The sequence below is a fragment of the Anaerobacillus sp. genome (assembly GCF_046314235.1).
In the GTDB taxonomy this organism is placed as follows: domain Bacteria; phylum Bacillota; class Bacilli; order Bacillales; family Anaerobacillaceae; genus Anaerobacillus.
The window spans coordinates 79,213-105,248 of sequence record NZ_JBKBWN010000013.1 but is presented as its reverse complement, the minus strand read 5'-3'; the positions used below and the strand labels follow the sequence as shown (position 1 = coordinate 105,248).

At 35.9% G+C, this 26,036-nt stretch carries 20 protein-coding genes and 2 pseudogenes; 18 read left to right on the top strand and 4 right to left on the bottom strand.

From position 1 onward, the window contains the following. Positions 1-65 precede the first annotated feature (65 nt). The 8 genes and pseudogenes from ACK4M9_RS17045 (at position 66) to ACK4M9_RS17010 (ending at position 11,962) form a co-directional block, all read left to right on the top strand. Positions 66-1,097 carry a Wadjet anti-phage system protein JetD domain-containing protein gene (locus ACK4M9_RS17045; RefSeq protein ID WP_409853154.1) on the top strand — a complete coding sequence of 344 codons (1,032 nt, stop codon included), beginning with the start codon at positions 66-68 and terminating at the stop codon, positions 1,095-1,097. Beyond that, positions 1,070-2,584 carry a replicative DNA helicase gene (locus tag ACK4M9_RS17040; protein WP_409853152.1) on the top strand — a complete coding sequence of 505 codons (1,515 nt, stop codon included), beginning with the start codon at positions 1,070-1,072 and terminating at the stop codon, positions 2,582-2,584. The genes ACK4M9_RS17045 and ACK4M9_RS17040 overlap by 28 nt, the downstream gene beginning before the upstream one ends. After that, positions 2,571-3,311 (top strand): DUF6063 family protein, encoded by a 741-nt coding sequence (locus tag ACK4M9_RS17035; RefSeq protein ID WP_409853150.1) that lies wholly within the window; start codon positions 2,571-2,573, stop codon positions 3,309-3,311. Before ACK4M9_RS17040 ends, ACK4M9_RS17035 begins: the two co-directional genes overlap by 14 nt. Continuing rightward, on the top strand, positions 3,298-7,710 hold the full coding sequence (locus ACK4M9_RS17030; protein WP_409853148.1) for a coiled-coil domain-containing protein: 4,413 nt from the start codon (positions 3,298-3,300) through the stop codon (positions 7,708-7,710). Before ACK4M9_RS17035 ends, ACK4M9_RS17030 begins: the two co-directional genes overlap by 14 nt. 203 nt (positions 7,711-7,913) lie before the next feature. Then, positions 7,914-8,336 (top strand): annotated as a pseudogene (locus ACK4M9_RS17025) (peroxiredoxin-like family protein); the annotation flags it as partial. A gap of 574 nt (positions 8,337-8,910) precedes the next feature. Beyond that, positions 8,911-10,830 carry a ribosomal protection-like ABC-F family protein gene (gene abc-f, locus ACK4M9_RS17020; protein WP_409853145.1) on the top strand — a complete coding sequence of 640 codons (1,920 nt, stop codon included), beginning with the start codon at positions 8,911-8,913 and terminating at the stop codon, positions 10,828-10,830. A 134-nt stretch (positions 10,831-10,964) separates the two neighbouring features. Continuing rightward, positions 10,965-11,462 (top strand): CBO0543 family protein, encoded by a 498-nt coding sequence (locus tag ACK4M9_RS17015; protein ID WP_409853142.1) that lies wholly within the window; start codon positions 10,965-10,967, stop codon positions 11,460-11,462. Positions 11,463-11,623: 161 nt separating this feature from the next. Beyond that, the gene (locus ACK4M9_RS17010) at positions 11,624-11,962 is read left to right on the top strand and encodes an inorganic phosphate transporter (RefSeq protein WP_409853140.1); all 339 of its coding nucleotides are present in this window, start codon (positions 11,624-11,626) and stop codon (positions 11,960-11,962) included. A 115-nt stretch (positions 11,963-12,077) separates the two neighbouring features. Here the strand turns inward: ACK4M9_RS17010 and ACK4M9_RS17005 are convergent, their stop codons facing one another. Continuing rightward, positions 12,078-12,740, bottom strand: coding sequence for an LbetaH domain-containing protein (locus ACK4M9_RS17005; RefSeq protein WP_409853137.1), 663 nt, complete (start codon positions 12,738-12,740; stop codon positions 12,078-12,080). Between the two features lie 337 nt (positions 12,741-13,077). Between ACK4M9_RS17005 and ACK4M9_RS17000 the strand changes: the two genes are divergently transcribed. From ACK4M9_RS17000 to ACK4M9_RS16955, 10 genes and pseudogenes are all read left to right on the top strand, one after another. After that, entirely contained in the window at positions 13,078-13,899 is an 822-nt protein-coding gene (locus tag ACK4M9_RS17000; RefSeq protein ID WP_409853223.1) for a GNAT family N-acetyltransferase, read from the top strand. Positions 13,900-14,883: 984 nt separating this feature from the next. Continuing rightward, positions 14,884-15,387: a DNA topology modulation protein gene (locus ACK4M9_RS16995; RefSeq protein WP_409853135.1), complete on the top strand. Its 504-nt coding sequence runs from the start codon at positions 14,884-14,886 to the stop codon at positions 15,385-15,387. Between the two features lie 347 nt (positions 15,388-15,734). Further along, positions 15,735-17,246, top strand: a complete 1,512-nt coding sequence (locus ACK4M9_RS16990; protein ID WP_409853132.1) for a malate:quinone oxidoreductase — start codon at positions 15,735-15,737, stop codon at positions 17,244-17,246. Positions 17,247-17,887: 641 nt separating this feature from the next. Continuing rightward, the gene (locus tag ACK4M9_RS16985; RefSeq protein ID WP_409853131.1) at positions 17,888-18,394 is read left to right on the top strand and encodes an NUDIX hydrolase; all 507 of its coding nucleotides are present in this window, start codon (positions 17,888-17,890) and stop codon (positions 18,392-18,394) included. Between the two features lie 78 nt (positions 18,395-18,472). Next, positions 18,473-19,234 (top strand): aminoglycoside adenylyltransferase domain-containing protein, encoded by a 762-nt coding sequence (locus tag ACK4M9_RS16980; RefSeq protein ID WP_409853129.1) that lies wholly within the window; start codon positions 18,473-18,475, stop codon positions 19,232-19,234. Positions 19,235-19,258: 24 nt separating this feature from the next. Beyond that, positions 19,259-19,789 carry an AAA family ATPase gene (locus ACK4M9_RS16975; protein ID WP_409853126.1) on the top strand — a complete coding sequence of 177 codons (531 nt, stop codon included), beginning with the start codon at positions 19,259-19,261 and terminating at the stop codon, positions 19,787-19,789. 17 nt (positions 19,790-19,806) lie between these two features. Then, on the top strand, positions 19,807-20,265 hold the full coding sequence (locus ACK4M9_RS16970; protein ID WP_409853123.1) for an arsenate reductase/protein-tyrosine-phosphatase family protein: 459 nt from the start codon (positions 19,807-19,809) through the stop codon (positions 20,263-20,265). Positions 20,266-20,302: 37 nt separating this feature from the next. Then, on the top strand, positions 20,303-21,082 hold the full coding sequence (locus ACK4M9_RS16965) for a hypothetical protein (RefSeq protein ID WP_409853120.1): 780 nt from the start codon (positions 20,303-20,305) through the stop codon (positions 21,080-21,082). Between the two features lie 150 nt (positions 21,083-21,232). After that, the gene (locus ACK4M9_RS16960) at positions 21,233-21,706 is read left to right on the top strand and encodes a hypothetical protein (protein ID WP_409853117.1); all 474 of its coding nucleotides are present in this window, start codon (positions 21,233-21,235) and stop codon (positions 21,704-21,706) included. Positions 21,707-21,978: 272 nt separating this feature from the next. After that, positions 21,979-22,241 (top strand): annotated as a pseudogene (locus tag ACK4M9_RS16955) (type II toxin-antitoxin system RelE family toxin). 177 nt (positions 22,242-22,418) lie between these two features. Here ACK4M9_RS16955 and trhA read toward each other — a convergent pair. From trhA to ACK4M9_RS16940, 3 genes are all read right to left on the bottom strand, one after another. Further along, positions 22,419-23,060, bottom strand: coding sequence for a PAQR family membrane homeostasis protein TrhA (gene trhA, locus ACK4M9_RS16950; RefSeq protein WP_409853114.1), 642 nt, complete (start codon positions 23,058-23,060; stop codon positions 22,419-22,421). Between the two features lie 246 nt (positions 23,061-23,306). Next, on the bottom strand, positions 23,307-24,503 hold the full coding sequence (locus ACK4M9_RS16945) for an iron-containing alcohol dehydrogenase (RefSeq protein ID WP_409853112.1): 1,197 nt from the start codon (positions 24,501-24,503) through the stop codon (positions 23,307-23,309). A 306-nt stretch (positions 24,504-24,809) separates the two neighbouring features. Continuing rightward, the gene (locus ACK4M9_RS16940; protein ID WP_409853109.1) at positions 24,810-25,763 is read right to left on the bottom strand and encodes an arsenic resistance protein; all 954 of its coding nucleotides are present in this window, start codon (positions 25,761-25,763) and stop codon (positions 24,810-24,812) included. Positions 25,764-26,036 lie beyond the last annotated feature (273 nt).

Genomic DNA, 26,036 nt, shown 5'->3' with positions numbered 1-26,036 from the left:
AAGTACTGATATTTTAGTACAATAAAAGAATGTAGAATTATGTAAATTTTTAGGAGTGCTTTTTCTTGGATAACATTAAAATATTATTAGCTACATATGAAAAGAAAACGGTTGATTTATCGAATCTAGAGCAGCTCCTCATGCCGTTTGTTCAAAGCTATGAGGAGTTTGCCACCTTAGTTTTACGACTTGAGGACGAAGGGAACCTCCTTGAGGTAAAGGCCAAGAAAAGAACGTCACGAAAGCCGTCCCTTGCTTATCAATACCGTATTATTAAACATTTGCTAACTGAGGATTACCATAAGGAAATCCAGCGCTATCGCCAATCACTCCATCCGGCAATAAATCTAGATAATTATTACAGCAAAGACCCTGCAATCTGGAAACATGATCTTTCTCTCATTCTTAAAATCGATCAATACTTAAAACAAAATGGATTACCAAGTGAACAAGTGCCTGCACCAGAGAGGAGCTACGAGCTGGTTGGTGATGAGAAATGGATCGTTGAACAAGGGGGAAAAGAGTTATTGGAGCGGCTGCAGCTATTTCACTTACTTCAGATTATTCCAGTTTCAGAGCCACTTATGTTCGCAATCAATCAGAAAAACTTTCAAGAAGACCACCAATTTCATCTCATTGTTGAAAATAAAACAACATACCAAGGTCTGCTACCTGCATTGAAGGATACGGCTTTCTCTACCTTAGTTTATGGAAGCGGAAAAGCTATCATTAATAGTATCGAGCAGTTTTCAATTCAATTTCCGATAATAGCGGAGCATCATTTTCTTTACTTTGGCGATATCGATCGAGAAGGAGTTTCCATTTGGGCTTCGTTAAATAAAAAACAGCAGATCGCACTAGCCTTACCTTTTTACAAGGCGTGTATCTCAAAAAAAGAAGCCAAAGGAAAAGAAAATCAACGAGAAAACGAGCAAGCTCTTGAACAGTTTTTAATGTTCTTTTCTAATACAGATCAAGAAAAAATTCGAAACCTTTTAAAAAATGGTTACTATTATCCGCAGGAAACGCTGAAAACTTTGGAATTGCAACGGATATGGAGGGCGACTGATTGGACAAGTATGAAATACAAGAATTAACGAGTGGCTACCGGGAGCGAATAAGAAGGCTAGCTCTTTTTGACCCTCTCTATGAGCTTGATCGGAAACGAGAGCAGGATCTAGATCACCAATTCATTGATATGAAGGGACTTGGTTTGTTCACGCTACTGTTTTTTTTCGAGCAAAAATTAATGCGACAATACAAAACAGGTGTGAAGCAACTAGCTGGATTTTTACATCAGCTAACACATGAAAAATATCGCTTTGACGAAGAAGCATATGAAAAAATTGCTAGGTTAATCGTCCAAACATTCCGCCCAACAACTGGAAAAAAACGCAGCTATCCGTTTTTTGACTGGGAAGAGCAAGTGGATGACGTCATTGAATATTCAATCTTAAAAGCGAATGACTTCGATGTGAATACAAACACGCAATATTATACACTCGATGAAGATGGACTTGAGCTGGTTTTTGCAACAAAAGAATTTTATAGTGAATTTCAGCTTTCGATTAATCAACTCTTACTTCGGAAACAGCTAGATAAAGGCGAGTTTAAAGGTGCGCTTCGGCAGATTAATGAAATGCAGATTGATGTCGAAAGCCTCGAAGAGCGAATGATAAAGTTAAAACATGAAATTCAGCGCAGCATTGTATCTGAAGAAACCTTTGAGCGGTACAAACAGTTGTTAGAAGATATTTATGGTCGGCTAACAAGGGAAGATGAAGAATTTAAAGAGTTACGGGAATTCGTAAAAGATACTAGGGATCGTCTTTATGCAAAGGATACACATCAAAAGGAACAAAAAACGTACGAACTATTGCTAAAAATTACGAGAGAGCTTGAACGAGTTCATTACGATCATTCTCGTCTCTTAGAACAAACGATCGGCTTGAAAAATACAACTCTAGTAACTGCTCAGGAATCTCTTTATTATACTGGAATTCAATCGTTTAACTTTGACCATGACCTTGTTTCGAGGATTGTGTCAACGCCACTACCATTAGCTGCAATGAAAGGTATTCTTCATCCTTTTTTAAAAGTAGAAGAAAACAAACGATGGTCCCCATTAACAATCCTATCCGAACAAAATATTACAGAAGATCGAGAAGAAAAGATCGAACAAAGCTTTATTGAAGTTGAAAAAGCAGAAAGTGATGACCAATACCGGAAATGGTTAACAACCAAATACAAACAAATTATGGAACAATATTTATTAGCGCATGCTTCAGAAAAAGGAACGACGCTAAGTGACTTTATCACGTATTTAGAAGCTACAAACCAAGCGGATTTTTATAGGCAACGATATTTTTATGAATTTTGGCTGTTTCTACATCAGCGGTCGCCAGTGACAAAGGGGAAATTTAGTGATGATGAAAGAAAAACCGTTTTTACTGAGGCAATTGCGTTACTTGGAGAACGAATATTATCGATTCAAGAACGAAATCCAATTATCAAAAGGTGTGAGCGCTTCTCCATTCAGGAGATGGTCATCACTTTAGAAGGAGACGAAAATGAATTATTCTGAGCAAAAAGTGATCCGCTCGTTTCAACTCTACACTCAGATTGCACGCGAAGGTGTGTTGGACATAGAGGCAGTGCAGTTATATAAATCAGATGACGAGATCCGTAGTCTATTAGATTTGTATAGTCGCGAAGTCGATTGCGTCATCATCTTAACAAGTGAGCGACTATTTTTAGTACCGCGGACGAAGCTTTCACCGTTCCATGTAAATAATGATTGGATCAAAAGGCATTACTTACGCTCGGGGGCAACTAACGGCGATATTTATTTATTATATTTTGCAACGCTTGTTCTTTTCGGGAGTTTTTATGATACGTACCAAAGTCAAGAGCCAACAAGGCAATTTATAAGACTTGATGAGTGGATCCACTTAATACAAGAGCGGATCGAGCAGATAAAAACGAATGATGAAGCGCAGTTAAAAGAACTAGAAAAAGAATTTTCTTATAATTGGAGTATCATTATTCAAAAATGGGACGATATGGATGATATTAAAGAAACTGCAAAAAAACAGAGCGGAAATACGATTAGTCGCTTGAGCTTCATCGATACGGTCAAGCGTTTCCTTGTCGATCAAGAACTCGTCCAAGAGATTGGAAACGATGAAATTACCTTAACAGAAAAGGCAAAAACAATTATCCAACGCTTTTTTATGGAGGTAGAGTATAACAAAGGGATTTTTGAATTTATTTATGGCTTTGAAAGGGATGAGGAAAATGCCAGCTATTAGTAAAATTCGTTTGATTAACGTGCAATATGAAGAAGGCAACAAGCGTTATAATGACGAGTTGTTTTTATTTGATGGGCATAACGGTGCAATTTTACTAGAAAATGGTGGTGGAAAAACCGTTCTAATTCAAACAGCCATCCAATCAATCCTTCCCCATGTTGACTTTGCTGACCGGAAAATTAAAAGTACGTTAGTGTTAGAAAACTCGCCAGCCCACATTGCCATTGAGTGGATCATCAATGATTCTCCTAGGCGTTATGTTGTAACGGCGGTTTCACTTTTCATGACAAAACATGGCCTCGATTCGTTTCGCTATGTCTATGAATACGGTGGGAATGACCCTAACGGCATTGAAGGAATTCCTTTTACATGTGAAGGGAAAGAAGGGAAACGGACAGCCGAACGAGGTGAAATTCAAGATTATTTTAGTTCAATGCGTGAACGTTCTTTTCTTGCTCGTTCATTTAACACAATTAAGGAATACAAGGCATTTCTTGAAGAACAATACCATATTATTTCAAGTGAATGGGAAAGTATTGTGAAAATTAATAGTTCTGAAGGTGGAGTTGAGGCATTTTTTGATGAGTGTAAAAGCACAAATCAGTTATTTGACCGTCTGCTCATTCCAACTGTCGAAAGCTCGATTATTGGTCATGACGAAAAAATGTTTGCAGATATGTTTGACAAGCAGCATGCGAGCTTTAAAAATTATAAAAAACTGAAGGAAACCCTTGAAGAAAATGAGAAAATACAGATTGAGTTAGAAGGCTATGTTGGTGCATTTAAAAATCTCCATGATCTTGATCTTGAATACTTAACAACGAAAAAACGTGCTAGAGGACTTTGGAATGAATTAATTAATCAAAAAAATGACTATACTGATGAGCATAAAGCAAGTCATGAAATGTTAGAAGACTGGAAAAAAAGTGATGAATTTCAACGTTTAAAAAAGGCCTCATACGACATTTTACTTGAAGAGACGAGTTTGAATACATTTGAAACGAACTATCTTAATTGTTTAGCTGAACAAGAAAAGAAAGAAGTGGAACTTCAGCGACATCAAGTTGACTATTATTCATATAAACTTGCGGATAAAAAGCGTGATATGAAAGAGCAAGAAAACCGCCTAACGCACATTGATACTGAAATTTCCTTATTTGATCAAGGTGAGGATTTGGTAAATTTTCAGGAGGATTTAGAAGCGACGAAACGAGTACTGCTCGGATTTTTCCTGAAAGAAATTGAGAAGTTTGAAAAGGAAATTCAGGATCTCAATTTTGAGCTATATCCAATCAACGTCCAAATTGAGCAAGGTTTGCTAAAAAAAGATGAATTATCAGGTCACCAAAGTAAACTAAGAGAAACCCTGTCAGGAGCTAACGCTCTTATTGATAATCGACTCAAGGACTTGGAAGGCCTAAAGCAGTTTTTGTTAGCCAATCCTAACCAAGAAGATGTAAAAATAGAGCTACAAAAATGGAATGAGCGCTATCAATTTTTGGATGAAGAAGTTATCCGCTTGCAGCAGGAGCAAAAGCAGTTATCTAAGGTAGAAGCAGATATAGATACTGAGCTTGAGGAGTTACGAGGGAGTTACTCTGATATTGAAAAAGAACGTGAAAACAGGTCTTTTCAACTAACTGAGATAAATAAGGTCCAAAAAAATTTGATCAATCGGCTTTGTAGTGTTCGACCACAATGGGCTAGTCTAGAAAATGTCTATTTGCACGAAGAGACTATAAAAAAACGGCTACAGGAAAAAATTGAGAGTCTCCAAAAAGAACGTGATGTACTATTATATAAAGAACGTTTGGGCTATCGGTTTTTCGATGATTACCGTAATCAACAACTATTTTTCAGTGATACTTTTGTTGAACAGCAGCTCTCATCATTGAAAAATCAGGTTGATTATTTAGTAACTGGGGTAGAGTACCTCCAAACGTTAAGCGACGAAGAGCGCGAAAAGAAAAAAAGCTATCCACTCTGGCCGGTGACATTAGTTACGACAACTAAATCGAAACAACAGGTGCTACAAAAATTAACACAATTGTCAGAGCAGCTGCAGGTTCCAATAGTGGTGCTGACTACAGAGGAAGCAGTATCAGTTCATGAAGAGAACCAAGAGTCGTGGATCGCGCCTCAATTCTGGAATCAGAACCTAGATGTTTCCACTTTTAAGGAATGGCAACAACAAATTGTTAATAAAGCACAGGAAGTTACAAAACTAAGGGAAGAAAAAGAAGCAGAAGTGCAATTGTGGCAAGGTGTTTATAAGGCCTATCGAGATTTTATTGAGGAATACCCGTATGAGGAAGTAACACAGTTACAAGAGGAAGTAGCAAAATTCACTCGTCAAGGAGAAGCGGTTTTTGCTAGGATTCAACAGCAGCGAAACTTAATTTTGGAAATCCGTTCGAAAATTCAAGGGACGACGACAATGAGGGCCAATTGCCTTGATGAAAAGCAGGGTCTTGAAACAAAAATAGATAAGGCAATGACCTATCTCCAATATGACAAAGAAGTTACCGAAGTGAGTAAGAAAGTAAACAAAGCCAATGGGCAGCTTCAAGAAGTAAAAAAGGAAATTACCCGTGTTGAGCGGGATCTTAATCATTTCAAAGAAGAAAAACAAGCCCTAAGTGAACGCGTGAACAATTTAAACAACGAGATCTTAATTATTAGAAGGAATGACGATTTTCAAGATCTGCAAGCTCTTACTCCGACATTCTCAAGTGAGACTAAAAAGAATATATTGGAAAGGATACGAGATTTAGAGTTTAAAATTAACAAAATTACAGTCTCTCAAGGCGAACTCCACGAAAAGCGAAGAGGGGCAATTGAAATACTTGTCCGATTAAAGAAAGAGATAGATGAGTTAAGGAAAGAGCATAGTTACATTGATGAAACGCGGGAATTTCCAGGAGACGGAGTTCAACTCTTGCATTTCTTAGCAGCTAAAATCACTACGTTAAAAAGTGAAGTTAAAACGCTACAAGATGAGGTATCGAAAAAAGCATCTCAAAAAGACACCCAAAAAGGAAAATGGGAAAAGCAAATTGAGCAATTTGGAAAAGAATTTCCTGATCAGGAAATTTACCAATTTACCCTACCTTTAGAGGATATTAAAGATAGTCTGTACTCTGAAGATGAAAAATTAATTGAAAGAAAAGTTTATCTTGATCAAGAGATAACCAGAATAACGAAAGAATTACAAAACCTTAAAGAGGCTGAACATGGCTTAGATCGATTTGATGAAGGGCATCATTTTCTTGCACCTGATATCATTGCAAGTGATCTTCATTCAGAGGCACTACTAGATTTTACCTATAATCGGAAAAGCTATGTAAAAGGAATTACTGATGAGCTTACTAGCAAAAAACAGGTAGTAGAAACAGAGAAAAAAGAGGTAGAACGAGCAAAACGTAAATTCGTAAATTTCTGTCTCAACCAAATTTCGGATATGAAACTACAACAAATGGCAACTAGAGGGGTCGAGGTAAAACAAACGTATCATGAGATCAATGAGTTTAAGAAAAACATGGTCGTAAGGATTGAAAAAATAACTAACTATGCCAATGAACATATTCGGAAAAGTGATGAAGATTTGCAGTTGTTTATTAATCAAATCCATACACATTTGTTAACAGTCGTTGATGGCTTAAAGCAAATCCCAAAGAAAACGAAAGTAAAAGTAGAGGATGATTGGAAACAAATATTTACGTTTTCAATTCCAGAATGGCAAGAAGAAGTAGGCAAAACGCGGATAAGGGATTACATTGAATGGATTCTCGGACAATTGGAATCGGAACGCTTTAAAACAAACGAAGGTAGTACAGATGAAGGGAAAATACGTAAAGAAATTGAAATGTGGCTTCAATCAAAACAACTATTACAAATGGTTCTAAACAACGAAGTAATGAAAGTTAATTGCCGCAAAGTGACAAATGACAACAAAGTCTCAACTCGTTCGTATTCATGGGAACAAAGCAACGTTTGGTCAGGTGGAGAAAAATGGAGCAAAAATATGACGTTATTTTTAGGAATATTAAATTATGTTGCTGAGAAAAAACAACACATTGAACTGAATATGAAACGACATCGGGCTGTTATCCTCGATAATCCATTCGGAAAGGCTTCGAGTGAGCATGTGTTAAGTCCAGTTTTCTTCGTTGCTGAACAATTAGGTTTCCAAATTATTGCTTTAACAGCCCATGCAGAAGGGAAATTCCTTCAAGACTACTTTCCGGTCATTTATAGTTGTCGTCTAAGAGGTTCCACTGATGGCAATAAAAAAGTGATGACAAAAGAAAAGTGGCTCCACCATGCGTACTTCCAGGACCATGAACCAAAAACAATTGAACGTTTAGGAGAAACAGAACAATTGGCGTTGTTTGATTAAAAAGAACAGGTTGCCAGGCACCGAAACCTTTTCGGTGCCTGGCACCTGCAGAAGCGAAAAGAGCTAAATAAAAGAATGAAGGTGCAAATATGGGCGACTTTTTACAACAACCTCATGCTGAGGACATAAGTTTTCAAGATTTAATTAAGGGTCAAAAAAGCCTAGTAGTCTTTATGAGACACCCCGGTTGACCAGTATGTAGAGATTATCTTACGCAGTTGCGTGAGCAGCATACATCGGTAACTAAAAAAGGAGTACAGATTATTGTGATTACTCCTTCTAATCGGGAATTTTTAGAAAAATTTATTGATGTTTTTGGTCCATACCCATTTCCTATTTATGGTGACCCTGGTCGAAATCTTTATAAAAAAATGGGACATCAAACCATGGCAAAATGGAAACTTCTTGCGATAGCTGCTATAGCGTTTATAAAATATGGAAAGAAGGCATTTCTTCCACAAGATGAAAAACAACAGGATGTAGTAAAAGTGGCGCTAAAAACTCACGATATTTATATTCAAGGTGGTACATGGATTTTTGATGAAAAAGGAAAAAACATTTGGAAACATGTTGATCAATCCCCAGAAGATCATGCAACTATCGAACAAATTCTTGATGCATTGTAGTTAAAATTTATATTTTTGCAAAAAAGTTTTATTTGTAACAGCTTTCGTCAGCGATCACAACAATGTAGAGAGAAATAAAAAATGACTATTAAATTGTCTAATAATTTAATAGTCATTTTTTTATTGTTTCTAAGGATGTTGTCGTAAAAGGGGTTAGTTGTGATTAACTTTATAGAGGAAGAAATTCATTTGGTCATATTTACAAAAAATCCTAAATGTAGTATAATAAAGGAAAATTTTGAAGGGGGAAAGTAAGTTTATGAAACCAACTAATTGCTAATATTAATTTTCTTCAAAATTAATATGTTTTCTAATGAGCGAAAATCACCTACTATGCTTAGGTTATTTGTTGTGCTCTTATGGAATTAGCGTTTAGAAGGTTACTTACTTTACCATATTAACTATTATCGTTTGTAGATTAATTCTGCAACTCTGTTTATATAAGCAAATCGCTTATATATGAATAATGGCTATTTGGACTGTAGGAAGATTCGCTTCTTACAGTTTTTTTGCGCGAAATAATCTTTAAACCTCTCCATAACGGGCGTATTTAACTATGAAAGAGGGAATTTATATGTTTGAACTATCATTAAACGGTGTAAAAAAATACATGGATGCAACGCTAATCTTAAAAAATATCACGTTTCAAGTATATGAAGGGGAAAAGGTAGGAATTGTCGGGGCGAATGGCAGCGGAAAGAGTACAATCCTAAAATTAATCGCAGGGATCGAGACGCTAAACTGTCACCCAGGTTTTACTTCAACTCTTGGTTATGATGAAGGGATGATTGCACTACCAAGAACTGCGACAAGCGCTTACCTTGAGCAAGTTCCCCAAGATCATCACGGTTTGAAGGTGATTGATATTTTGAACTCAGCGTTTACTGAAGTTTTTACTATTGAAACTGAAATGCGAAATCTTGAGCTAAAAATGAAAGCTTTAGAAGGGCCAGCTTTGGAAAAAGTTTTAAAGCAATACAGCGAATTAATGCAACTTTTCGAAGTGAAAGGTGGATACGAGGTAGAAGAGAAATTAAGCAAGGTTTGTAAGGGATTAAATTTCTCTGACAGCTTCTTAAATAAAGATTTCCAACTTTTAAGTGGTGGGGAAAAAACGAGTGTCAATCTAGGGAAAATCTTAATTGAAAATCCAGACATCCTGCTGCTAGACGAACCAACGAATCATCTCGATATGGAATCGATTGAATGGCTTGAAGACTATTTGAATTCGTATAAAGGGATCGTCATCATCGTATCTCATGATCGCTATTTTTTAGATCATGTTGTGACAAAAATTATCGAAATCGAGGATATGGAATGCGAAACATACAAAGGCAATTATTCCGCTTTTGTTAAGGAAAAAGAAGAAAGAATGCTCATCCAGTTTGAAAATTATAGAGAACAGCAGAAGCAGGTCAAAGCGATGGAGAAATCAGTAAAAGATTTGCGAGATTGGGCACAGAGAGCGGATAATAATAAGTTTTTTAAACGGGCTGCAAGCATCAAAAAAAAGCTTGAAAAGATGGAACGAATTGAGAAGCCGATGTTTGAGAAAAAGAATATGAAACTCAGTTTTAAGCCTACAGAGCGGTCAGGTAATGAGACGATCAAAGCGATCGGGGTTACGAAAAGCTATGATGATAAAGTGATTTTTAAGAATGCAAACCTACTAATCAATTATGGGGAACGAGCAGCACTGATCGGTGCAAATGGGAGTGGAAAAACGACATTTTTAAAAATGTTACTAGGTGAAGATCACCCAGATACAGGCGTCGTTGAATTGGGCGCTAACGTGAAGGTAGGTTATTTGCCGCAGAATATCATTTTTGAAAATGAGGAGCTATCAGTGCTCGAATGCTTTCGGGAAGATTTTTTCATTATGGAAGGAAAAGCACGGGAGTACTTATCTAAATTCATGTTTTTTGGAAATAGTGTGTTTAAAAAAGTAAAGCATTTGTCAGGAGGAGAGCGGATTAGACTTAAATTAAGTCAGCTCCTTTATGAAGACGTAAATCTTTTAATCCTTGATGAACCGACGAATCACCTAGATATTCATTCAATAGAAACGTTTGAGGAAGCGCTAGAAGATTTTAAAGGAACAATCTTTTTCATTTCTCATGATCGATACTTTATTAATAAAATGAGTGAAAGACTGATCGCGTTAGAGGATAAAGCTTTTAAAAGTTATCTTGGTAATTACGATGACTTTAAGGCTGCAAAAACTGTCATGAGTCCATGGCAACCAACAGAACCAATTGTAAAAAATGAAAAAATCCCGAAATCTACAGACGAACCTAGTAAAAAGAAGCTAGCAGATGTAGCTAAAGTTGAACTGAGGCTTGAAAGTCTAGAAAAAGAACTAAAAGAAATTGATGTTGCTATGACTGAATTTGGGCTAGATTATGAACAGCTTAATAAATTGTACTGTAAAAAAGAAACAGTAAGTAAAGCGCTAGATGAAGTGATGGAGAAATGGGTTGAGCTGAGCAATTAATCTAAAGGTGCCAGGCACCGAAACGTTTTCGTGCCTGGCACCTATAAAAAACGGGCACCGAAAACAAAAAAGGTAAAAAAGAGTAATGAATTCCATGTTTCGGAGCATTCTAAGGTAAGGAAGGAGAATGCTTTGTGTTTGGGACAAGATATAACAAGTTAGTCTTACGTGTTCTGACTATAGTAACATCAGGTAGTTTGCTGTTCTTATTGTTTCGAAAACCACCGATTAAAGATTGGGTATTGGTTTATTTATTTAATGCTGTCACCAATGGCATTATTGACAATTTCATTACGTCGTACAAAATAGTTAAATATCCAGTTCGTTATTTTCCGAAAGTTTTTAAAACACATATCCTATTTGACTTTTTGATCTATCCTACATTTACAGTCTTATATAATCAAGTGACTGAAAAAGACAAACCGATTGCCATTTTGTATAAATTAATTTTCTTTACAGTCCCTGCTTCTATTATTGAATGGTTGGCAGTGAAAAAGACAAATTTAATCGAATGGGATAAGGGGTGGAAATGGTACCACACTATTGTCAGTATTACGTTTAAATCCTTAGTTACAAGAGGAGTCATTGGCGTTATAAGAAAAATCGCTAAAAAGCAGCAAAATAATTTTTAAGAAATAGCCTTTAAGAAGTTGAGGGAAACCAACATGAATAATTTTATTACTACGAATAAAGAACGTCGGTATAAAGCGCATGTACATCGATAGAAGCAGCTGGAGTTAAGAAAGATAAAATTCTTGCTGTTCCACTCAATAATCGAGCAGAAGAGCGAAGGTTGTTTGATACTCTTCATCGGGCAGATGGGATTAGTTTATTTGATAAGGGAGCGGCAATCGGTACTGCATTTTCCGTTATCGGGGCTAGTGTCGGTTTTGTATTAGAGTGGGGTCCAATTTTTTGGGGATTAATTGGTGCTGCAGTAGGCTTTATTGTTGGCTTTTTGATTGACTACATTATTATAAAAGTAATTCATAAAAGAAAAAGAGTGATAAAAGGCAAAAAGTCAGAAGTGGTTTTAGTTATTGAGTGTTCAAATGAACTCGTAGAGAAGGTAGAAAGCTTACTTTGGGAAAACCTAGCTTTAGGAGTTGCTAAAGTCGGAGAGGAACGTTAGATACACTATTTATCTTTTTCTATCGTTGTTTTTGTTAAATCGACAAGGAAGTATATGGTGGGATCTGTTCATACGTTACTAATTTCGAAATAGATTTAGTAGCTTGGTAGATGGACTACCAAGCTACCCCGCAAGAACATCTATTTTTGCCAAATAGCAGGGAATAGGACGTAGGAAATTCCTGATTAACTTTTTGGACAATCTTTGCAAACTCCTCTTTGTCTATAGGAACCGAGGGAAGTTTATCTGCTTTTTCCTGTGTGTCAATACTAGCTCCAGGTGGAACAAAGCTGTTCGGCTTAAGGGTAACACCATTCGTTACAACCGCCCCCGAAGAAATAAAGCTGCCTTCTTTTATATAAGCATTAAAAACGGTAGATTGAAAACCTACAAATACATCATCCTCAATGAGACAAGGGCCGTGGACGATTGAATTGTGCGCACAAGTAACTCTTCTCCCAATATGGATCGAGTAATTTCGATTGTTTACTGTCACATACTGTTTTTTTAAACCATGAAGAATTACACCATCCTGTATGTTTGAATTACTACCAATGAAGAATGGGCTTCCCTCATCTGCACGTATACTTACGAAAGGAGCGATATAAACATTATTCTGAATGATTATGTCGCCAATAATGAAAGTAAAAGGACTTAAAAAAGCAGATGAATCAATCTGAGGGAATTTTGGATAGGGATTAGTAGAGGTTGGTGGATTGTATCCTATATAGTTATAAGGATTCATTTGACCAGTAGGCATGATTGGATAATTCCACAATATCGCTCCGACCTTTCAGCACGTTTTTTTTCAGTTTATTCAGGATAAGCCTAATTATGATTAACCTAGCTGATCATGTGAATAGTTATTTTAAAGAAAGATCATTAATAATTGTGGTAAAAAACAATTACAATTGAATTTTACCTATTTTTTTTGTGGGCTAAATGTGATAATAAATACAAGCTAAATATTTACAAAAATGTATTAAAGGTGATTAATGAAAAAATCTGGAAAGTATAGAAGAGTTTATTGAGAAGAATTAGCTGAAGTGTTCTGTTTAAGTAGCGAATCAATAAAAACCTAAATCTTGAAAGTACGGGGGTTGAATAACGTGGAAATGTCAGTGGTACAAGGAGAAAATGGAAATGTCTATCATGCAATTGATGAAAAGAATAATGTGTTAGGTAAAGGCTGGATTTATGCTTCAAAACCATCAGATATCTATACTTACTCTCGACTAGATATTTTTATCGAGATGGAGATATATGAAAAAAAGCATAATACGCAAATAAAAGATAGTATATTTGATACTTTAATGGCGGAAGCAAATAAAATAAAGAGTGAAAACCCTGACCAAGTTGTACGAGTATATAATTGCTGCTTTTCGAATGACATAGAAAGTATTAATTATTATTGTTCAAAAGAAGGCTTTGTCCATGATGAAGGAATGCATATTATTGGACTACAAATGGGTACTGAACCTTATATGGTAAATTGTAAAAATGATGAGATCCACTATGTGAGTCTCCCATTAAATTCGGATAACGAGATTACTAGATTAATTGATGTACATAAAAATGTATTTCGTTCAGGATATAGTATTGAAATGATTAAGGAATTAAAACAGAAAAAGGGCTGGAAGTCTATTGCAGCGACATATAATGGTGAGATTGTTGGTAATATTATGCTGTGGGTTAATGAAGAAGATCCTAATGCACCATACGGCTGGGTTGAAGATTTGTTTGTCCTAAATGATTGGCGAAAAAAAGGGATAGCTAAGGAGCTTATTACTAGAGGCTTAGCCCACTTTCAAGAATTGCCGGTCTTAGAAGTGAAAATTGAGGTTTGGAGTGCTAACGAAAGAGCAATGAAATTGTATAAAGAATTTGGGTTCGAATTCCAAAAAGAAACAGAGTCGTCTATTGGAATGTTTCTATAGTTATTTAAGTTTTCCATAATCCTAAAAAATATAGATAATTAACCAAGGAAAATTTAAATCGCGGCAAAGTAAATTCTAAATTTATGGGAGACGTTGTCTCGTAAATTGATATATCAGGACGCCTAGTCCTAATATATGGTAAAACATGTCTAATAAATCGAGGTTCGGGACATCAACTCCTAATAAGTGGGAAAACCAGTCTAGTAAATCAGGGTATGAGGACATCAACTCCTAATAAGTGGAAAAACTAGTCTAGTAAATCAGGGTATGAGGACATCAACTCCTAATAAGTGGAAAAACCAGTCTAGTAAATCAGGGTATGAGGACACTAACACCTAATAACTGGAAAAACCAGTCTAGTAAATCAGGGTATGAGGACATCAACTCCTAATAAGTGGAAAAATCAGTCCGGTAAATCGAAGTAAGAGGACACTAACTCCTAATAAGTGGTAAATTCAGTCTAGTAAATCAGGGTATGAGGACATCAGCTCCTAATAAATGGAAAAATCAGTCTAGTAAATCGAGGTATGAGGACATCAACTCCTAATAAGTAGAAAAACCAGTCTAGTAAATCGAGGTATGAGGACACGAACTCCTAATAAATGGTGAACGCAGTCTAATAAATCGAGATATGAGGACATCAACTCCTAATAAGTGGTAAACTCAGTCTAGTAAATCGAGATATGAGGACATCAACTCTTAATAAGTGGAAAAACCAGTCCGGTAAATCGAGATATGAGGACATCAACTCTTAATAAGTGGAAAAACCAGTCCGGTAAATCGAAGTACGAGGACACTAACTCCTAATAAGTGGTAAATTCAGTCTAGTAAATCGAAATCAAAGCACACTAGTTCCTGTGATTTTGGAAAAACTGATGAACTAGAGTGTTCGGTAGTACAAGCAATATATATTTTGGTTAGCTAAAGTCATTAATAGAAATGCGTAGTGCTGAGAATTAAAGCGATCACCTTTAGGGGGTTAAAATGAAAAAAATTGTAATTATTGGTTCGGGTGGTTCTGGAAAGTCGACGTTAGCAAGGAAACTAGGTGAAAAGTTAAAAAGAAAAGTCTATCATCTAGATGTTCTATTTTGGAAACCGAATTGGGTCGGGGTACCGAAAGACGAGCAAAGAAAAGTTCAAAATGAATTAGTTAAAGAAGAAGAGTGGATAATTGACGGTAACTATGGTGGGACAATGGAGATAAGATTAAATGCTGCTGATACAATCATTTTTTTAGATATTTCGAAAACAATCTGCGTCTTTCGCGCATTTAAGAGGATGGTTCAATACCGAAATAAAACAAGACCGGATATGGGAAAGGGCTGCAAAGAAAAATTCGACCCAGAGTTTTTTAAATGGATATGGCAATTCCCTACAAAGAGCAGGCCTCAAATTTTAGAGCAACTGAAACAATTGTCTAATGATAAACAAATAATCATTTTGAAGTCACCAAAGGAAGTAAACAAATTTTTACACAGGTTCTAAACTCTTCGTAATGCTAATACATCAAATAAGATAGGTCAGTAGGTTACAATCTGCTGAGCTATCCTTTTTTTTGATTGCCCTTTTAATCACTAAGTCCGAAGGCTAACTGTCATTGTGGTTATTCGCCTTACAACTTGCAAGTAGATAATGCAAAGCAGTTTTTTATTGTTTTTTTAAAATATTAATAACATAATCACAGTTAAAATGTTTTAATCTATGAAAAATTCTGATAAACTATGATTAGTTAAAAATTGATCGAGAATTAGGTCGGGCCTCTACTTGGTGAAACGCCGCAGTGTGAGCGCTTACTCTTTTTTGCAAATATAAGGGTATAAGGAAGGGTAAAGATGAGCAAAAGACAAACTAAAACAGACGTTATCTTAATTGGTGCCGGAGTTATGAGTGCGACTTTGGGATCATTACTAAAAGAGTTGGCACCGGAATGGGAAATCAAAGTATTTGAGAAACTCGCAAACGCTGGAGAGGAAAGCTCTAACGAATGGAACAATGCTGGTACGGGGCATGCCGCACTTTGTGAGCTAAACTACACAGTCGAAAAGCCAGATGGATCTGTAGATATTAGTAAAGCGATAAAGATCAACGAACAGTTCCAGGTTTCTATGCAGTTTTGGTCTTATCTAGTGAACGCCAATTTAATTAACAACCCAGAAGATTTTATTAGACAATTGCCTCATATGAGTTTAGTGCAAGGCGAAGAAAATGTAACGTTTTTAAAAAAACGTTTTGATGCGATGTCAAACAATCCTCTGTTCCATGGGATGGAATTTTCAACTGACCCTGAAAAACTGATGGAGTGGCTTCCACTCGTTATGCAAGACCGTGTTCCAAATCAACCTATCGCAGCAACCAAAATTGTTTCTGGAACTGATGTCAACTTTGGTGCGTTAACGCGGATGTTATTTGAGCATTTAAAGAATAAAAATGTTGAGATAAACTACAATCATTGTGTTGATGATATTAAACGAACGAGCGATGGCTTGTGGGAATTAAAAGTGTGGAATATGGCTACAGGTGAAATTGAACGTCATACTGCAAAATTCGTATTTATCGGTGGTGGGGGAGGAAGCCTGCATTTACTGCAAAAATCAGGTATTCCTGAAGGTAAAGGAATTGGCGGATTCCCGGTAAGTGGAATGTTCATGGTATGTAATAATCCGTTTGTTGTAGAGCGGCATCATGGAAAAGTATACGGAAAAGCTAAGGTTGGTGCTCCGCCAATGTCTGTTCCGCATCTTGACACACGTTTTATTAACAACAAAAAATCTTTGCTATTTGGACCATTTGCAGGCTTTTCACCCAAATTCTTAAAAACAGGATCAATGTTCGATTTAGTTACTTCTGTCAAACCGAATAATGTCATCACGATGTTGGCAGCTGGCGCAAAAGAGATGTCATTGACAAAGTACCTAATTGAGCAAGTTGTCTTATCAAAAGAAAAGCGCATGGAAGAGTTGCGTGAGTTTATCCCGAACGCTAAAAGTGAGGATTGGGATTTAGTTGTAGCTGGCCAACGTGTACAAGTGATTAAAGATACCCCTGAAGGTGGAAAAGGTACGCTTCAATTTGGTACGGAGGTTGTTAGTGCCGCGGATGGCTCAATCGCTGCATTACTAGGTGCTTCTCCAGGAGCTTCTACCGCGGTTCAAGTTATGCTTGAAGTCTTAAATAAATGCTTCCCACAACATATAAATGAGTGGGAACCGAAACTAAAAGAAATGATCCCTTCTTATGGTGTGTCATTAATGGAAAACCCAGAGCTGCTACATGACATTCATACATCGACTGCACAAGCTCTCGGTCTTAGTGAAAAAGAGCAAAAAGAGGTCGTCTATAGTTAAATTCATTACTAAAACAAAGGGCACGCGGAATCCAACCGTGTGCCTTTTTGGGCTGGCTTTCGCCTAATGAACATTGTTCAAGTTGGTATAAGAGTGGTAACCCCATTTTTGATCACCTCCTAATAAATCTTTACTAATATAACTAACAGTAGCAAAATAATTAAGTTAGTAGGCTCGATAAACCAGTTAACCAATACTATTATTAGATATTTAGTTGGATAAGGAAACAATCCGATTATAATTGCTGATATTCCGATCAGTAGTGATAACCACCAAGAATTTTCTTTAATTATTTGAAAAATACAAAGCTCTCCTTACATTAGTAGTGTAGATTTTTTTATAGGTTGAATAGCTCTTCTTTAATTGATACATCGCAATTTTTCATGGAAAGGTAACGCTTTTTTTCACTTTTGCCCTATCTTTGGGCGGTCAATCTCTAGCAATAATAATCTGCTTACTATATTGTGGTGCATTAAATGTATGTATTATTGAGATTGATCTTTTATTTAATTGGTTTGAAATTCATTATCTATTACTTTTGTAGGGTTTTAACGAAAAATTTGGGTAAATATGTTAAAGTTAAACTATTGCTTTATTAGTTTGAAATTAATTTATTTTTATTAAATAAACGAGGTGTTTTTTTGGGTATGTCTGAGTATTACCAAAAAATTAGGGAGAGAGTTGGGAATGAGTTAATTTTTATGCCATCCGTAGCTGGAATTGTTCGTAATGAAGAGGGAGAGATTTTATTTCAGAATAAAGGGAACGGTGAAAAATGGAGTCTTCCAGCTGGAGCGATTGAGCTTGGAGAAGCACCGGCTGAAGCGATTGTACGTGAAGTATGGGAAGAGACAGGTCTAATTGTTGTTCCTAAGAGGTTATTAGGTGTTTTCGGTGGTAAAGATTTTCGGTACAAGTATCCAAACGGTCATCAAGTTGAATACAGTGTCTTTGTTTTTGAATGTGAAATTAAAAGTGGGCAGCTTATTCCGGTTGATGAAGAAACTGTTGAATTACAGTTTTTTAGTACTGAAAATATGCCTGAACTTGCCTTACCATATCCAAAGTCTATTTTCGTTCAAACTGAAAATAATGAAGTATGTTTTCAATGGGATGAAAAATGGTTGAATATAAATACAGAAAACTAATAGCAGATGAAAAAGGTATCCAGAATTGAGAGATAGGCATTATATAGCATCAGTATTGAAAGATTAGGAGGCGGTAAAATGACACCTGAATTAAAGTCGTTAGAACGTATTGTTTTTGAGTATTCAAAGTTATTAGGAGATAATCTTGTAGGCATCTATTTGCATGGTTCCTTAGCCATGGATTGTTATAATCCGAATAGTAGTGATGTAGATTTTCTAGTAGTGGTGAAGGACGATTTGTCGTTTGAATTAAAGAGAGAACTTGTTGCTGTTTTATTGGATTTAAGTCTAGAGGGGCCAACGAAGGATTTTGAAATGAGTGTTATTTTAGAGTCGGATGCTCTTGATATCACCTATCCAACTCCATTTATATTGCATTTTTCTAATTACCACAAGGATAAGTATATTAATGACAATCAGTATGTTTGTGGAAATGGTGTTGATGAAGACTTAGTCGCCCATATCACAATTATCAATCATCGAGGCAGATGCTTAGTTGGAAAAGAGATTCATAAGGTGTTTGGCAATGTACCAAAACAATTTTATATACAATCGATTGTAAACGATATTGAGTTTGCGAAAAATCAGATTGTAGATATGCCAGTTTATATCATTTTAAACTTATGTAGAGTTTTGTATTACTTGCAAGAAGGAGCGATTTGTTCAAAAAAAGAGGGTGGCGAGTGGGGCGTTAAAACTCTTCCTACCCAGTTTCGTGATCTCGTTAAAACCAGTTTAAAAGTTTATGAAGGTTCCATCGAAACTAGAGAATGGGATCGGCTTATGTTAGACGAATATACGGATTACATGCAAATGGAGATAAAAAACAGGTTGAACTAGAAAAAATATAGGGGAAACTAAACAATGATTATCATGATAAACGGTGCATTTGGAGTAGGTAAAACGACAATAGCTAATGAACTTTCGAAAGAACTAGAAAATAGTATGATCTATGACCCGGAAGAGATCGGATTTTTGTTAAGAACAATAATTCCAAAAGGGATAAAACAAGTTGAAGCCCCAACTGGTGATTTTCAAGATTTGGATTTATGGAAAGAGCTAACAGTTACTACAGCAGCGCTTTTAATTAATAAGTATAATGTGAACCTAATCGTACCTATGACAATTAGAAAACAAGAATACTTCAATTACATATTAGATGGATTTAAAAGGATCGACAAACAGACTTACCACTTTTGTTTGACCGCAAATAAAGAAACTATATATGAGAGACTAAGAAAACGTGGAGAAGAAGAAGGTAATTGGTGTTTTCATCAAACGGAGAAATGTATAAAAGCGTTTAACGAAAATAAATTTGGCGAGTACATAAACACCGAAAATGTTAAAATTGCAGATGTAATTGATAATATCAAAGCAAAGATAATTCTTGATTGAACAAAAGGAGTTAAGAAGTGAAGATACTATTTTTGTGTACAGATAATTACACTAGGAGCGTAACAGCAGAATTTTGCTTGAAACACTTTTTGAAGAAAAACAAGCTAACAGGCTTTGAAGTATCGTCGGCAGGTTTTAAAGCAACAAGTGATTTAAATAAATTTTCTAGTATTCATTTTGATCGAATGCATGAATTAGGGATAGAGACATCAACTTTCGAAAGAACGCAATTTAAAGAAGAATTTTTGGATGAATTTTCAGTTATCGTTGGAATGGGAAAAGAACATAGAGATTATATACTTGAACATTTTGGTAAGAAAATATTCTTATTTAATGAACTATATAAAAATGAGCAAAAATCAGTAGTTGTCCCACCACCTGACGCAGAAGGGAAATATTTAGAAGAAATTAGAAATATGGTAGATTACATTAATCAAGCCATGCCTATATTTGTTGAACAATTATCTAAGCTGTAAAAAAATTAATAACTGTTTTCGGAAGGTGGATTTAACTTTGTCGATTTTACATTTTAAAAAAAGTCTTACGATTCTTCGTGAAATTTACTCGGATAATCTTTCGGTGAATTTAATTGCCGAAGAGGTACAAACTTGTTCCTTGGAAGATGACGCGAGTGAAGTAAAGTTGAATATGGAAAATCTGGATTTTGACTATTACGGTGTTAAAAGTAATGGACGAGTCATTGGCTATATCGTGCGATCAGAGTTAGGTGAGGGATTAATTTCAAATTATACTCATCCTTTTAAGATGGACGATCTTGTTTCAGAGTCAACTTCTTTAATAGAGTTGTTACAAATCTTGAGAGATAAGCACCCTGTTTTTGTACTAGAAAAAAACCAAGTAAAAAAATTAATCACAGTTGCTGATTTACAAAAACAACCGATACGCATGTTAGTATTTGGTTTGATTTCGTTGTTAGAGATGAATTTATTGCAACTAATTAAAGAACATTATCCAGAAGAAGGCTGGAAAGAGCATTTAAGTTTCGGAAGATTGGAAAAGATGTATGAAGTCTATAAATTAAGAAAAGAAAAAAATGAAGGCCTTGGTCTCATTGAATGCTTACAGCTATCAGATAAAGGTACGATTATTCGAAAAACGCCAAAATTACTAGAAAAGCTAGAGTTTCTGTCAAAGCGTGATGTCGATCGCTTTTTCAGATCAATTGAAGAGTTGCGCAATAATACTGCTCATTCCCAAAAATATGTGTATGACGATTTTAATGTCTTCTTAGATAATATTACTCGAGTAGAAAAGATCATAACTTTGATTTAATAAAAATCAGTTTTTTGAGGTAGGATAAGCCACTCATCTAGTAAAATTTTAGGTAGATGTCAACCAGAAACAAGAGGAATTACCATTTTTAAGTAGTATAGAGGAAGCGGATTAACTATAAATTCTAATGGAAAGCAGGGGGATTTTAAAATGAAACTATCTACACTAATATTTTTTGTATTAATCATTTTTGTTACGGGCTGTAATAATTCAGATCCAAATATGCTCGCTTTGAATGATATTGAAGGGATAAAGAAATTTCCCCATAAGGTGAAACTTCCTACGCGATTACCATTTGATGTAGAAGTCTCTCGAGGTGAGGTAAATGAATATGGTCCTAATGACGTTCATATTATTTTATCCTATTTCACGAAGGATGATAATATTGAAGTTCGAATTACGAGTTTAGAAGCTTTAGACGTTATGACGGGTGAAAACGAACAAAGAATACAACTAATTAATGGTACGTATGCCAAATATTTTTTTAATGGTCATACACAAATTCTTTCTTGGGATGATAATCAATCAAATTATAGTTTAACTGTATATTTGCATGGTGTTGAGGAAGGGACAGAAAAATATACAGTCGATGAATTAGTGGAAATAGCCGCTTCCTTTAAGTAAATTTATAAATTATGAACTAATTCTTAATTTACTGTTTTAAAAAATCTAATAGTTCCAGAATAAAAGAAACAACTTTTTTTAAAAGATTATGCTGCTAATGAACTGGCACTAGTCTAACGTTCCTTCGTGATTTTTAGAGCGATCAAAGAGTAAAAAACCAAAATCATGGCAAGATATTGACGATTTAGAAAGTGATAATGAACCTTTGAACGAAGAAGAACTTAAGCAGTTAGAAAGCTCGGAAGGATACATTTCTGGGGAGGATGGAAAGCGTGAGTTCGGACTACAAGTTGATTTACCATAAGTCCGCAGTTAAATTCATAGCTAAATTAGATAAAGTCTCTCAAGAAAGAATTGTAACTGGGTTAAAAGGACTTTTATTAATCCCACCAGAAGGCGATATAAAGAGTCTTAAAGGGTATGCTAGTTTTATAGATTAAGAATTGGTAGTTTTCGGGTGATTTTTAATATTGATCACCAAGAGCAAGTGGTTTATATTGAAGCCGTTGGAAACCGTGGAGATATTTATAAATAGTTTCAAGTGTACATCAAACTATTTTAACCGAAAAATCACTCAATGGGTTGGTCATTTGCTAAATAAGCGATTGCTCAACTCTTTTTTTCATAAGCGGGTGCTCTAAAACGAGGGAGAGGGCATGCGAAAATAAGGATACGCGCGTTAAACGGTACCCTTATTTAAACCAAGATAACACTACTGAGGCAATAAGGTTAACACAGAGAAAAAATGCATAATCGTTGCTGCGAGTACAAACACATGCCAGATTGCATGGTGATAATAAAATCCTCTCCACATATAAAAGATCGCCCCAACTGAATATAAAACCCCACCAATGACTAAAAATAATATTCCTTGCGAAGGTACTGTTTCTACGAGTGGCCCCCAAGCAAAGACGATCATCCAGCCTAATACGAGATATAATCCAGTAGATAAATGCAAAAATCTTTTTACAAAAAAAGCTTTAAAAACTGTGCCGACAATCGCAAGTCCCCATATGATACCGAAGAGAGTCCATCCTAGGGTGCCTTTTACAGCAATAAATAAGAAAGGGGTATAGGTCCCTGCAATAAAAAAGTAGATAGAAGAATGATCGAGAACTTCAAAGACATCTTTTGCTCTCCCAGCTGGGAAGCTATGGACGAGAGTTGAAGAAGTGTAGAGAAGAACCATAGTAACACCGAATAATGTAAAACTGACAACATGCCATGCTGTTCCATATAAAGATGAAAAGACAATTAAAATAACCAAAGCCGCAATGCTTAAAAGTACGCCAATTCCATGTATGATGGCATTGGCGATTTCCTCACCCTTTGAAAAAATATGTGTATTAGCCATTCGTTTTAATCCTTCCTATAAGCGGGATATTCGTTTTTTAAAAGTAAAAACTGATTATGTATCACTGCTATTATAACAGAAATACATTCATCCTCTAGTGTCGGAAGTAATTAAGTTTTTATTTCTACAATATGGAGATGCTAGGTTTGCATTTTACAAAACTACTATGAAACCTGGGGTGCTAGGCTTCACTTTGCTCAATTACTAAAATAATAGAGGTGCTAGCCATTCATTTTTGCAAAACGATTATTTAATTAAATGATAGAGTTTAACCAGATCGTCTTTTCGCAAAATTTTTGGTACGGGATAAAAAGGGTTAGCTTCCTTCAATGCCCGTTCTACCAAAATTGGAATATCTCGATCAATAATCCCAGCAACCTTAGTAGGAATGTTCATGTCTACATTTAGCTTTTTTATCGCGTCGATAAACTTCCTTGACTTCATTTCCTCAGTATCAGCGGCTTCGGTAATCCCTATCAAATCCGCTAACTCCGCCAAAGGTTTGTGTACCGTTTCACCGTAGTACTCAAGAACATGCGGTAAGATGATCGCATTAGCCAAACCGTGTGGAACATTATAAAATCCGCCAAGAGTGTGTGCGATTGCATGTACATAGCCAACATAAGCACGAGTAAAGGCCAGCCCTGCCAAGTACGAGGCTTTTTGCATGTTTGTTCGTGCAGTCAAATTTGTTCCGTTAGAATATGCTTCATAAAGGTTTGTGAAAATTAACTGGATCGCATCTCTACTATATTGCTTTGTTTCATTTGTGTTACTTCTGCCAATGTAAGCTTCAACCGCATGTGTTAACGCATCCATCCCAGTAGTTGAAGTAATATGAGGCGGGAGTTTCATTGTTAAAAGTGGATCAAGGACAGCATAATGTGGAATTAATACCGTGTCATTGATAACATATTTTTCATGGGTTTGACTGTTAGAGATGACCGCCGCAATTGTAGCTTCACTGCCAGTCCCAGCTGTTGTTGGGATCGCGATAAGAGGTGTAATTTCTTTTCTTACTTTTAACTGCCCCCTCATTTGTGACAGGCTTTTTTTAGGGCGTGCTAGCCTGGCCGCAACACCTTTTGCACAATCCATCGGTGAACCACCACCAAACGCAATAATCGCCTCGCACTCGTTTTTTTGATAAAGCATAAGCGCTTCTTCGATGTTATCAATCGTTGGGTTAGGCACAGTATGATCATAGATCACATAATTTGTGCCAACAGATTTTAACCCTTCAAGAAATCCATCGATGAGCCCAAGCTTTGTAATTCCCTTGTCCGTTACAATTAGCACATGTTGAATTCCCTTACTTTTTATAAGTTCCGGCAATTGATTTAAGCTATTTTCGCCTTCTAATAAAACTGGTTTACGCCATGAAAGAAAATTAACCGCGACCTTCAATGTAAGTTGATACATTCGGCAATATAGATTGTACATATTACGCGCCCCTTTTTAATTGAATTCTCAATTTTAAGCACAAAAGTCGAACTTGTATTACATAAAACCTAAACGCACAAACAAAAAGCTTTTATATATAATAGTAGTTTAATACATCGATAATTCATTAAATTTCTAGTGAAGGTGCCTGGCACCAATGGAAGTTCACTTTCACCAACACGGATCTAAATTTGCTATACACAATAGACCCAATCGAAGAAAGTGAATGTTTCTGTAGATGCTATTTACAAGGTAGAAACCTAAAGTCGATTAGGTGCCTGGCACCTTTTAGGTAGCACAACGTTTTTATCTACTTTCACGCCTTGATATCAATAATAATACCTGACTAATTAGCGCCAAAATCGGTAATTCCAACAAGGGACCTATGACTAATGTTAAAGCGATCAATGGTTGCTCAGGAAATGCCGTCATCGCGATGGCTAGGGCGATTGGCGAATTTCTCGCTAACGTCGTCAAACTTAAACTAACTCTATCGGACGTTTGAAACCCTATTAATCTACCGACCTTTTGACCGACGAGGAAATTAACAATAAAAAATAAAAGAATTGGAAGGGTTATTTGCCACATTAAATCTAAATTATCAAGCAATAGTTGGCCCTGTGATGCAAACATTGCTACGATTGCAAGACTTAGAAAAATAATGGGTAGTGCGCTAAGGTTTGATATTAGTTTATCTCTATACATTTGCTTGTTCCTTAAGACCATTTTTGTTAATAAAGCTAAAACGAACGGAATGAACAGCACGATTAATATACTTTCAAACAGAAAGACGAAATCTATAACCCCTGATGTACCAACAAAAATGAGCAGAAATATTGGCAACAAGATCACCTGTAAAATCAAATTTAGAGGTAAGATTGCCATTGATAACGAAACATTTCCTTTTGCAATCCCAGTAAAGATTAAATACCAGTCCGTACAAGGAGTAACCATTAGCATGATAAATCCAATATATAATGCTGGATGATCAGCTAAAAAAAGTGAGGCAAGGAACCACGCGAAAATCGGCGTCCATACAAAGTTAATGACAATCGATGTGTACGTAAACTTAGTGTTTTTAAATGAATGTTTAATCTCGTCAATTGGAATTTGTAAAAACGTAATATAGAGCATCGCTATTAGTAACGGGACAATAAAGTGTTCCGCATTCATTTGGATCACTCCTACTTGTCCAATCATTATCCCGATCATTACCGCGAAGAAAATAATGAAAGTATATAACTTTTCGAATAAATTCATGTCTACTCACACCTGCTAAAACAAATTTTCAAAGACAACTCATTTTACCATATCTATACAGGTTTCATCCTAGTTAGGTAATACAAAATAGGTGCCAGGCACCTAGGAGGGCGATCTTGAAGGTAACGTACAGTGGGGAAATGCTCCTGTCGTCTTATAAAATTTTCTGTCGCCTAGCAAATAATTTTGGTATATAATGTTAATTGGTCGGACAAACACTGCACGGTGGGTTATCGTTTTTTAGCTCTAAGTTAGGTGATTTGTAGTTTGCTA